At 41.8% G+C, this 10762-nt stretch carries 11 protein-coding genes and 1 tRNA gene; 1 reads left to right on the top strand and 11 read right to left on the bottom strand.

Features of this window, described 5'->3' with window-relative positions:
* Positions 1–82 precede the first annotated feature (82 nt).
* From BIV59_RS24125 to BIV59_RS17955, 4 genes are all read right to left on the bottom strand, one after another.
* Positions 83–622, bottom strand: coding sequence for a hypothetical protein (locus tag BIV59_RS24125; RefSeq protein WP_071352827.1), 540 nt, complete (start codon positions 620–622; stop codon positions 83–85).
* A gap of 178 nt (positions 623–800) precedes the next feature.
* Entirely contained in the window at positions 801–1706 is a 906-nt protein-coding gene (locus tag BIV59_RS17945; protein ID WP_071352828.1) for a DMT family transporter, read from the bottom strand.
* Positions 1707–1709: 3 nt separating this feature from the next.
* Positions 1710–2258: a bifunctional transcriptional activator/DNA repair enzyme AdaA gene (locus BIV59_RS17950; protein WP_071352829.1), complete on the bottom strand. Its 549-nt coding sequence runs from the start codon at positions 2256–2258 to the stop codon at positions 1710–1712.
* A 361-nt stretch (positions 2259–2619) separates the two neighbouring features.
* A tRNA-Arg gene (locus BIV59_RS17955) sits at positions 2620–2691 on the bottom strand.
* A 323-nt stretch (positions 2692–3014) separates the two neighbouring features.
* On the opposite strand from BIV59_RS17955, the gene clpP reads away from it, so the two are divergent.
* Positions 3015–3623 (top strand): ATP-dependent Clp endopeptidase proteolytic subunit ClpP, encoded by a 609-nt coding sequence (gene clpP, locus BIV59_RS17960; protein ID WP_071352830.1) that lies wholly within the window; start codon positions 3015–3017, stop codon positions 3621–3623.
* Positions 3624–3704: 81 nt separating this feature from the next.
* Here clpP and BIV59_RS17965 read toward each other — a convergent pair whose 3' ends face one another.
* The 7 genes from BIV59_RS17965 to BIV59_RS17995 form a co-directional block, all read right to left on the bottom strand.
* A complete protein-coding gene (locus BIV59_RS17965; protein WP_071352831.1) occupies positions 3705–3959 on the bottom strand; it encodes an HPr family phosphocarrier protein in 255 nt (84 codons plus the stop codon).
* 20 nt (positions 3960–3979) lie between these two features.
* On the bottom strand, positions 3980–4936 hold the full coding sequence (whiA, locus tag BIV59_RS17970; protein WP_071352832.1) for a DNA-binding protein WhiA: 957 nt from the start codon (positions 4934–4936) through the stop codon (positions 3980–3982).
* 150 nt (positions 4937–5086) lie between these two features.
* Positions 5087–6082, bottom strand: a complete 996-nt coding sequence (locus BIV59_RS17975) for a gluconeogenesis factor YvcK family protein (RefSeq protein WP_071352833.1) — start codon at positions 6080–6082, stop codon at positions 5087–5089.
* The gene (gene rapZ, locus BIV59_RS17980) at positions 6063–6968 is read right to left on the bottom strand and encodes an RNase adapter RapZ (protein WP_071352834.1); all 906 of its coding nucleotides are present in this window, start codon (positions 6966–6968) and stop codon (positions 6063–6065) included. The genes BIV59_RS17975 and rapZ overlap by 20 nt, the downstream gene beginning before the upstream one ends.
* A gap of 37 nt (positions 6969–7005) precedes the next feature.
* Positions 7006–7464: an 8-oxo-dGTP diphosphatase gene (locus tag BIV59_RS17985; protein ID WP_071352835.1), complete on the bottom strand. Its 459-nt coding sequence runs from the start codon at positions 7462–7464 to the stop codon at positions 7006–7008.
* Positions 7465–7837: 373 nt separating this feature from the next.
* On the bottom strand, positions 7838–8788 hold the full coding sequence (gene trxB, locus BIV59_RS17990; protein WP_071352836.1) for a thioredoxin-disulfide reductase: 951 nt from the start codon (positions 8786–8788) through the stop codon (positions 7838–7840).
* Between the two features lie 173 nt (positions 8789–8961).
* Positions 8962–10461 (bottom strand): tetratricopeptide repeat protein, encoded by a 1500-nt coding sequence (locus BIV59_RS17995; protein ID WP_071352837.1) that lies wholly within the window; start codon positions 10459–10461, stop codon positions 8962–8964.
* Between the last annotated feature and the right edge of the window lie 301 nt (positions 10462–10762).

Consider the following 10762-nt stretch of genomic DNA (forward strand, 5'->3'; position numbering starts at 1 on the left):
TAACTCTGTATCTAAACCATTATAATTAAAATTTGTATCAACGGATGTACTTACAATATCAGCTAATGGACTTACATTTCCTTTAAACTTTACATCTGTTTAAAGTTGCATCATTAAAAAAAGCTTTTACTTCACCTTCAAAGTATCTTATTTTCTCATCATTATGCTCATTGATTCTTTGTTGAAGTAATTGAGTTTTCTCATATGCTTCTTGATACTCTGCTAAACCTGCAACTACATTCTCAAATAGGATGAAAAGTGTTTTCATATGAGCCGAATTATTTTTTAGTTCATCGTTAGCATCTTTGACCGCAGGTATATATATGATTTCTGGAAAGACATTTAGGAAGTGCGTTCCATTTCTACCACCCCAAAGTCTTCCTTCCCAGCCTTCCTGTTCTAAGTCATGGGATTCTGCTCCAGATGTCTTGGAAGCACGTTCAACGTTTACACCCTCCTTATATACGGCTCGTACAATAAAATTACCTGTATCTCTGTGAATAGAATTTCTGATACCGTGCATCTCAATCTCTTCATCAGTCAAATCAATGAATGTCGCATGAAAACTATGAACAAACCTGCCACGTTCGTTGAATAAGAAAAAAGCATTACCGTTTTCCATTAATGCTTCCGATTATGGAAAATCTTATTGAAGGTTAGCTTAAGTATAATTCTACACAATGTCTGCGTTTTACGGTGTACCTCATATATTTTTACTTTTCTTTAATTAACTTAAGACTAAAGGATAAAATTACCAAAAGATTAAAACTGTTGATATATAGCCAACGTTTTTTTAGCTACTATTGTTTTGATCCTGCTTCTTTGCCTAATGCCTTCATCCTCAATTGGACATCTGAAATAAGAAACACACTGCCTAAAATGATAATTAGACCTAGTAGCATTCCGATTGTAAGTTTCTCGTGGAGAAAAATCATGCCCCAAATGATTCCGAATACAGGAATGAGAAAGGTAACACTTAATGTTTTGGTTGGTCCGACGCTTTCAATGAGATAAAAATATAAAAGGTATGCAATAGCTGTACAAAATAGTGCTAATCCAACAACAGATAAAATAGCAACTGTTGATATATGATCCGTTGAGTTAGGCAATTGCATAAGCGTAAAAGGCAATAAAATAACCGCAGCACCTGCCTGTTGTCCCGTAGCAAGTGCCAGGGGTGGAACTCCTGCAAAAGCTTTCTTTGCATAAACCCCTGCAAAACCATAAGAAATAGTTGATAGAACTGAAAGACCAATAGCGACGATAGTTTTAGACGTAAAAGGGAGGGAACTCCACCCTACTAGGATGCACACTCCTATTACCCCAACAACAATACCAAACCATTTCCGAATATTGAGTTCTTCTCTCATCCATCCCCATACAACCAAAGCTGTGAACAAAGGCGTTAAGGAATTGAGAATTGCTGACATAGAAGCAGGTAAGGTAAGTTCAGCTGTCGCAATTAGAGTAAAAGGAATTGCTGCATTTAAAGTCCCAATAATTAAATATTGTTTCCATCTCTGTTTAATGTGTGCTGAACGCCGAGTAATAATTAAAAATATTATCAAAGCAGCTGCTGCAATAGTGACTCTCCCCTGAATAGTTAGGAGGGGTCCGAATACTGGAGCAGCTATCCGAATAAATAAAAAGGAAGCTCCCCACAGTGCAGCAAGTCCGAAAAAAGCAATTGTATCCAGCAATTTCATAATTTACCTCCGATTTCTATATTCCGAAGGAGTGCACCCAATATGATGTCGGAATACACTCGAAAAATGAGCAGAACTATTATAACCAAGAACATGGGCTATTTCCGTGACAGTTTCTTGTGTGGTTCCCAGCCTGACCATGGCCTCATCCATTCTAAGCTTGGTAATGTACTCCAATGGAGAAGTCCCTGTCTTTAATTTAAACACCCTTTGGAGATGGTATTTACTTACACCTACTTGCAAAGCAAGTTGCTCCAATGTTATAAAATTTTGATATTCCTGTTCAATTACTTGTTTGATTGAAAGTACAATTTTTTCTTGATTAGAGCGAAGCAGGTGTGGACCACATCTTTTACAAGGACGGTATCCCTCCTGAACGGCTAAAGAGACAGAAGGATAGAACATAACATTTTCCTTCAAGGGAGTTTTCGATTTACAAGAAGGTTTGCAAAAAATTCCAGTAGACTTAACTGCATAATAGAAGAGACCATCATATCTTTCGTTGCAATTTATTACTGCGTCCCACATAACTTCTTCACTTAATAACTCCATATGTTCACCTCACATTTCACTGTTACATTGTAACAATAAAGGTATAGTTTCTTCTTTTGAAATATTGCTTTATAATTCTATTAATGTAACATTAAGAGTGGTGTATCTGGGGATAGACCTTTAATTCGGCAATTCTTAAAAAACTCCTCTGCTGCTTGATTAAAGTCTTTTATTGGCTGTTCCTGTTTTTGAATAAGATTTTGCAGTACTTACGCATTAACTTCTTTTCTTCTAGACATATCATGCCCTCCATTGCGTGTTATTCATTGCGTGGTATCCGCAATTTGAAAAGCACCCAACAAAAAAAGTCCCTACGCTTGTATAAATCTCATACAAACATAGGAACCCATTAACTTGGCAACGCCCTCGGCAGGAATCGAACCCACATCTCAAGAACCGGAATCTTACGTGCTATCCGTTGCACCACGAGGGCAAATTATTATTTTACGACGTTTTTTATTATATTCTACTTTTGACTATATTGCAAGAGATGGTTCCATGTTTAAATATATCCGTGTTGGGTATCATGGTTAATGCGGAAATTACTTCCTTATTTACTCACAGCATAGACAGCTTTTCGGGTCAATTCGGCTTAATGTTCCAAGGTATGAGCATTATCCGGAAATTGTCGAACAAATTTTTGTCTAATGAGTCCGTTTCGTTTGACCTTTATTGACCAAAAAGTGTATCATACATACATACCAGGTTCCTGTTGGAGCCCATTTCATTCACATACGACCAAGGAGGAAAAAAAGCATGAACTTAATTCCTACAGTTATTGAACAAACAAGCCGTGGGGAACGTGCCTACGATATTTATTCACGTCTATTAAAGGACCGCATCATCATGCTTGGCAGTGCGATTGATGATAATGTTTCCAATTCCATTGTAGCCCAGCTGCTGTTCCTGGAAGCTGAAAATCCGGAAAAGGATATAACTCTTTACATCAACAGCCCAGGCGGCAGCATTACGGCAGGCATGGCGATTTATGATACTATGCAATACATCAAGCCAAACGTTTCTACTGTATGCATCGGCATGGCCGCATCAATGGGAGCATTCCTGCTAGCAGCCGGCGAAAAAGGAAAGCGTTATGCCCTTCCAAACAGTGAAGTCATGATTCACCAGCCTCTTGGAGGAGCTCAAGGACAGGCAACTGAAATTGAAATCGCTGCCCGCCGCATCCTTTTCCTAAGAGAAAAGTTAAATACAATCCTTTCAGAACGCTCTGGACAGCCTCTTGATGTAATTGCGAAAGACACAGAACGCGATAACTTCATGACAGCTGACCGTGCAAAAGAATACGGCCTGATCGACCAGGTTATTTCACGCAATGTGCTTGAAAGCAAAAAAGAAGAAAAGTAACAGCAGATTGCACTGAATTACCCAGTAAAACGCAAAAAAGTTTCTCCGGAGATTACTCCGGAGAAACTTTTTTTATGATCATTATTCCTGCTCGACGAACTTTTGAAGTGCTTCCACTGCTTCCTCTTCGTCGCGGCCGTCCACGATAAGCTTTATGGAAGAACCTGAGCTTACAGCAAGACTCATTAAGCCCATGATGCTTTTGGCGTTCACTTTTTTTCCGTCCTTTTCTAAATAAACATCAGAGCTGAAGCTAGTTGCTTCCTGCACAAATAATGCTGCCGGACGCGCTTGCAGCCCCGTTTTCATGCGGACCATTACTTCCCTTTCAATCATTCCGTTCTCTCCCTTTTCTCTTAGATCTTTTGGGCAGAAAGACCTTCTCCCCCTCTTAACTTATCAGCAATTTCATCGATCTTGCGCAGACGGTGATTGATGCCCGACTTGCTGATGATGCCGCCTGATACCATTTCGCCAAGCTCTTTCAATGTAACATCCTGATAGGCCACTCTTAATTCCGCTATTTCGCGCAATTTATCCGGAAGTATACTTAAGCCTACTGTCTGATCGATAAGCCGGATATTTTCTACCTGCCTTAAAGAAGCGCCGATTGTTTTATTTAAATTTGCTGTTTCACAGTTTACCAGGCGATTTACAGAATTTCGCATATCCCGGACAATCCTTACATCCTCAAATCTCAGCAATGCTGAATGGGCGCCTGCAATACTCAGAAATTCAGCAATTTTTTCAGCTTCCTTTAAATAAGTAATAAAGCCTTTTTTCCGCTCCAGTGTTTTCGCCTTCAGCCCAAATTCATTCATTAACTCACAAAGGGCATCATTATGTTCTTTATATAATGAAAAGATCTCCAGGTGGTAGGAGGAGGTTTCAGGATTATTGACTGAGCCCCCCGCAAGGAATGCCCCTCTTAAATAGGCGCGCTTGCAGCATTTTTTCCCAACGACTTCCTTTGAAATACCATGCTGGATTTCGTAGCTCGCACCCATTATTTTCAGGTCCTGCAAAACGGCCTGGCCGCCCGAAGACATCCTGACAATATATACATTATTCTTTTTCAGCTTCATTTTCTTGCGGACAAGCAGTTCTACCTGGACAACATAGCTCTTTTTCAAAAGGGTATAGATCCTTCTGGCTATTGCAGCATTTTCCGTCTGTATATCGACAACAAGCTTGCGGTTTGAAAAAGATAGAGAGCCGTTCATTCTTATGAGCGAGCATAATTCAGCTTTTCCGCAGCAATCCTTGCTGTCAATGGTTGTCAGTTCTTTTTTCGTTTCTGAAGCAAACGACATGGATTTCCGCCCCCAACCGAATTTCATAGTATCTTACCCTATGGGCAACCGTATCTCACCGGGCCATCCGATTAGTTTGCATCTCGGCTTTCCTAAAATTCCTCAGCTGCTTTTCCCCCTGAAGGAAAAACTGCAGGACTTCCATCTATTCTACGGTTTCATCCCATGTTTAGTTTCATCTATTAGCATATTATATAATAATTCAGCCACTTTTTTGGTATTATGCCTGATTGCATTTCCTTCATAGCTGAATATCTGGTCCTGGACAATTTCCAGGCCGAGATTTTTTAGGCTTTCCACATCATAGACAACAGGCTTCGCAAACTCCTCCTGGTACCTCTGCTGCACTTCCTCTGGTATTTCTTCATTATTTACAAGGATCCGGTCGATAAACGGACCTTCCATATGATCATATATCGCTTTAATGTGGTCGCTCGCAGTATAATCAAGAGTTTCGCCTGCCTGTGTCATCAAGTTGCAGACATACACCTTTTTAGCATGCGACTTCATTACCTCCCTGCCGATTTCAGGCACAAGAAGATTCGGAAGGATGCTGGTATACAGGCTGCCTGGACCGATTACAATTAAGTCGGCTTGTTTAATTTCCTGAAGAGTTTCGCTAAGCGGCTGAATATCAACTGGAGTCAAAAATACCCTTTTGATTTTCTTGCCGGAAAAAGGTATTTTAGATTCCCCGGTTACAATGCTTCCATCCTCCATCTCAGCATTCAGGACCACACTCTGATTGGCGGCAGGCAGAACCTTTCCCCTGACATTCAGAACCTTGCACATTTCCTGTATGGCATGGACAAAGTCGCCTGTAATGGAGGTCATGGCTGCAAGAATCAGATTGCCGAGCGAGTGCCCGGCCAATTCATTGGCGCTTGCAAACCTATGCTGAAACATTTGCTCGACCAGGGGCTCAACGTCTGAAAGGGCCGCCAGCACATTTCTGATGTCGCCTGGTGCCGGTATGTCCATTTCATCCCTGAGCCTCCCAGAGCTTCCCCCATCATCAGCAACCGTGACAATGGATGTAATTTCAACAGGGTAGGTTTTTAAACCGCGCAATAGTACAGGGAGACCTGTGCCTCCCCCAATTATGACAACCTTAGGCTGCTTTGGTTTAACTTTGCTTGTTTGCATGATCTGTTCCCTTTCCCTTCTCAATATCGCGATGGGAAACCTGCGTTGTATAATCCTCTGCAAAGTGATTTGCTATATACTCCGCCAGCGCTACTGACCGGTGCTGGCCTCCTGTACATCCTATTGCAATGACAAGCTGCGACTTGCCCTCTCTCTTATATTGAGGAAGCATAAACGCAAGCAAATCTGTCACTTTTTCAAGAAATTTCTGCGTTTCATTCCACTTTAAAACATAGCTTGAAACCTCATCATCCAAGCCTGTCTTCGGGCGCATATGATCAATATAATGCGGATTAGGCAAAAACCTCACATCAAAAACCAGATCGGCATCAATCGGGAGGCCGTGCTTGAAGCCAAAAGACATGACATTTACGGTGAAAATGGGCTTCTTATCGGTGGAAAACTCTGTTAATATCTTTTCCCTCAGTTCCCTTGGCTTGATTTGAGAAGTGTTATATATAAGCTGAGCTCTCCCTTTCAGCTCCTCGAGAAGGCTTCTTTCCATTTGAATCCCTTCAAGCGGAAGCCCTGATGGAGCCAGAGGGTGAGTCCGTCTTGACTCTTTATATCTGCGGACAAGGGCCGGATCATCTGCATCCAGGAATAAGATCTGGGCGACCACCCATGAAACTTCCGCAAGATCGTCCAGCGCTTTAAATAGGTGGTCAAAAAATTCACGGCCCCTAAGATCCATGACAAGCGCTACTTTATTCATTTTATTGCCGGAATCCTTCATCAGTTCCAAAAATTTAGGAAGCAGGGTCGGCGGCAGATTATCCACACAGAAAAAACCCAGATCTTCAAAGCTCTGAATGGCCACTGTCTTTCCGGCCCCTGACATGCCTGTAATGATGACTAATTGTGTTTCATTAGATCCTGTACTCATTATTTAACCCCCGGTTCACAACTTATCTCGGGCATAATCAGCCCGGATCAAGCCGGTATGAAAGAAGCTTGAATTCAGGCGTATACGTAAATGTCCCGTAAATTATTCCGCTTCCATGAATCATATATTCAAGGATATGGCGGTCGCCTTCAGCCATCGGCAATGTTTTTACATCATCCAGAGGATGCCAGTACAGCTCCCCTTCTTCACATTCATCTAAGTTTACACCATCCGAATCTTCAGCAAAAAATGTAAACATCATCCATTCTGAAAGAACCTTTTCGTTTTCTGTCATAATGAAAGTAAAGATGCCTTTTAAAGAAGGATTTTTTAGATATACAGCTGTTTCTTCCCGATATTCACGGATACAGGCATCCCTGACTGATTCACCAGGTTCCATCTTTCCGCCTGGGGCTACCCACCAGCCGCGCCTCGGTTTTTTCAAAAGAAGGATTTTATCATCTTTTACCAGCACACAATTTGTAACACGCTGCATGTTTTTCACCTCAAATGCCTGACCATGTCTCTTCCAGGTTCCGCTTTCCTAAGATGTATATATTAAATCACTTTGTTTCATAACGATGGAGTAAATTGAATTCCTTTTATTATACTATTTTTAAAATGCTCCCACAACGAACAACCATTGCTAGAGGAAATGGAAATTAATGTATAGAGAAAACCCAGGCCGATTTCTGGAAAAGGAGAAAATCAGTGACAATGCAAAAAAATAGGCACAGATTATATCTGTGCCATCCAGGATTTATAGTTATTAAAGGGGGTCAATTTCTACTCTAACTATACCCTCGGAATGTTTCATCTATGTTACAGTGCAGTTAAAACACGATGACGTTTTTTGAATCTGTATAAGCTTAAGCCTTAAGTTTAAGCTTATCCTTCAGCTCTTCAATGTAGTGCTGGGCCGCTTGGGCAGCTATGCTTCCATCACCGGTAGCAGTGACGATTTGGCGAAGCGTTTTTTCGCGGATATCGCCTGCAGCATAAATTCCCGGCACACGGGTTTCCATGCGTTCATTTGTTTCGATATAACCTGTCGCATTAGTAATGCCAAGGCTTTCGAAAGGCTTAGACAACGGAAGCATTCCGATATAAATGAAAACTCCATTTGCAGGAAGCTCAGTTTCTTCTCCATTTTCGGTTGAAATCAGAGTGACACTTCCGACTTTTCCGCTGTTTTCATTAATGGACTTCAATGTATGGTTCCAGATGAAGTTCACTTTTTCATTGGCAAAAGCGCGATCCTGAAGAATTTTTTGCGCACGCAGTTCACCGCGGCGATGCACGATTGTCACCTTAGAAGCGAATCGGGTAAGGTAGACGCCTTCTTCCACAGCTGAATCTCCCCCGCCAATGACAAATAGCTCTTTCTGTTTAAAGAATGCTCCGTCACAAACGGCACAGTAAGAGACTCCGCGTCCGCCAAGCTCTTTTTCTCCCGGCACCCCTATTTTTTTGTATTCCGCGCCAGCAGTTACAATAATCGTACGGGCTTTATATTCCTTTGAGCCTGCAATGATGGTTTTATATTCATCACCATCGATAACTTCTTTAACATCTCCGTAAGCATATTCAGCTCCGAATTTTTTCGCATGGTCAAACATCTTCGTAGAAAGCTCTGGCCCTAATATTGTTTCAAAACCAGGGTAGTTTTCCACTTCTTCCGTGTTGGCCATTTGCCCGCCTGGCACACCGCGCTCCAGCATTAATGTTGATAGGTTTGCACGGGATGTATATACGGCAGCGGTCATTCCGGCTGGGCCGGCACCGATGATGATTACGTCATAAATGGTTTCCTCAGACACTTTATTTCACTCCTTCAGAATTCCTGGCATTTTGTTCACCGGTAAAACTCACCCCGATGAACCTGGCACCAAGCAATAATCCTGTATAAAAAGTTGCTTGCGCTTTTGTATTGCCTTTAGTATTTCCTATCTATTATCCTATATAACAAATAAATTTACGTCCAAGTTTTTGCTCATTGCAAAAGATCATTCACCAATTTTACATACTTGGAAAGAGTAGCTGAAGAAATGAAGTGTTTATCCGCTATTTCCTGCCGGCTTTTCTTTTCACCTCTAAGCTTGTTCCATGCATATTCAACCGCTGCAGCCCAGCCTGCCGGATTCGTCAGCTTCTGTCCTGTATCGACTGCTTCAAGAAATACGGAAAACCACATTAAATATAACCCTGCCTCTGCAAGCTGGATCGGCTGGAAATGCTGATACAAAAGCTCTGCTGTCCTGTCTGCAAAGTCAACGGTAAGCGGCCGGCCCGCAGCCGGCCCTTTAATGTAATCCCTGTACTCTTTTTCAGTCTCTGTAAGCATTGTGTTTTTCACAAATGCAGGATGCTTCATTATGATGTTTTTTTGGGAAGAATGTTTAGCAAGAAAAATGGCAAACAGCCTTTCTTCTGTAAAATCGCTTTCCAGACGCTTTATGATGGATGGCAGATGGTGCTCAAAGCCATTTACGCTTGCATTCATGTCGCCCCATGGTTCAAGTCCTTCTTTTTCAGGATTGATTTCAACCACGCGCTTCCAGGCCTGGTGAGCCGTGTTTTCATGTCCTAAATGAAAGGCAGAGGCCGCGAGCCAATAATAAAAAGTGCCGTCTCCTTCAAACCCCTGCTTTTGCAGCTGTCTTAGCCACTTAAATGCCAGCGAGTACTTCCCGATTAAAGCGAAGGTAGTACCGAGCTTAAATCGCTGCTCGAGAAGCATAGGCCTGATTTTGTCCAGTGCCTCAACCAATTCCTCGACCTTTTCCTCATTATGCTGATAATGATTGAAAACAACCAAGTTGCATAATGCATGCAGGTTCCCCGGACTTTTTTCGAGCACATCTTCAAGTGTTACGAATGCTTCATCGATTTTGCCCAGATAAAAATAAGCAAGTGCCAGGTTGTTATACGCAGACCAATAATCCTCATACTCCTCGATCGTTTCCTTAAGCACATCAATGGCTTTCGGGAAATTGCCTGCCTCAAGATATTCCTTAGCCTGCTCCTGCTTAAAAATCAGGCCGTCCTGCAGGTTCAGGCTTTCTTCGGTTTCATCTGATTCAAAAGTAATCAAATCAAGAAGATCCTCGGCATCTTCGCTGAACTCTCCGTCTTCCTCTTTATTAAGATATGAGCTGGCATGCCGGTATGCTTCCTTGAACATGCCAAGATGTGCATAGTTATTTGCCAGAAAATAGTGGCATTCTGTCATGAAAGGATCCAGAACATCCAGTATATTTTCCAGCAGATTATTGGAATAGGCATATTCGCCAATTTCCGTACACGTTATGGCGAGCTGGCAGGCAATCATCGGTTCTGATGGCTCCAGCTCCATTGCCCGTTCCAGGTATTTTTTCGCATTATATAAATCACGTCTGTGATAGGCTTTTAATCCCTTTGTAAAATAATATTCCCCAGTCGGATGAAAGGAAAATATTTTAGCAGTTTTGCTAAGTTTAGAGTCTTTGCTCATGAAATCCTCCACATTCAAGTTGTTTAGATATAGTAGTATACCATATATATGAGGATATAAGGAACCGCCGCATAGGATAATCGTTTCAGTAAAAAAAACCGCCAAACACACTATTCACCCCGCTCCCTGAAACAAAAAACCCTCCTTTATCCAGTTCTTCCTCAAAAAAATTAAAAAATAAGCCTTTCTATCCATTACACTTGTGGATAGGATTAATAAGATGGGATAATGGATATGTATAAATAAAGCGGAAGCGCCTGTTCAGAGGAGCAAAGACTAATAACGCCGCGTCCTGCGGCAA

The organism is Bacillus sp. MUM 13, assembly GCF_001866725.1.
Classification (GTDB): domain Bacteria; phylum Bacillota; class Bacilli; order Bacillales; family DSM-1321; genus Peribacillus.

Excerpts from the sequence above, each read along its gene's own strand:
- whiA (WP_071352832.1), bottom strand. The coding sequence starts at position 4,936 with ATGTCGTTTGCTTCAGAAACGAAAAAAGAACTGACAACCATTGACAGC.
- rapZ (WP_071352834.1), bottom strand. The coding sequence starts at position 6,968 with ATGAGTACAGGATCTAATGAAACACAATTAGTCATCATTACAGGCATG.
- clpP (WP_071352830.1), top strand. The coding sequence starts at position 3,015 with ATGAACTTAATTCCTACAGTTATTGAACAAACAAGCCGTGGGGAACGT.
- BIV59_RS17985 (WP_071352835.1), bottom strand. The coding sequence starts at position 7,464 with ATGCAGCGTGTTACAAATTGTGTGCTGGTAAAAGATGATAAAATCCTT.
- BIV59_RS17975 (WP_071352833.1), bottom strand. The coding sequence starts at position 6,082 with ATGCAAACAAGCAAAGTTAAACCAAAGCAGCCTAAGGTTGTCATAATT.
- BIV59_RS17945 (WP_071352828.1), bottom strand. The coding sequence starts at position 1,706 with ATGAAATTGCTGGATACAATTGCTTTTTTCGGACTTGCTGCACTGTGG.
- BIV59_RS17995 (WP_071352837.1), bottom strand. The coding sequence starts at position 10,461 with ATGAGCAAAGACTCTAAACTTAGCAAAACTGCTAAAATATTTTCCTTT.
- BIV59_RS24125 (WP_071352827.1), bottom strand. The coding sequence starts at position 622 with ATGGAAAACGGTAATGCTTTTTTCTTATTCAACGAACGTGGCAGGTTT.
- BIV59_RS17965 (WP_071352831.1), bottom strand. The coding sequence starts at position 3,959 with ATGATTGAAAGGGAAGTAATGGTCCGCATGAAAACGGGGCTGCAAGCG.
- BIV59_RS17950 (WP_071352829.1), bottom strand. The coding sequence starts at position 2,258 with ATGGAGTTATTAAGTGAAGAAGTTATGTGGGACGCAGTAATAAATTGC.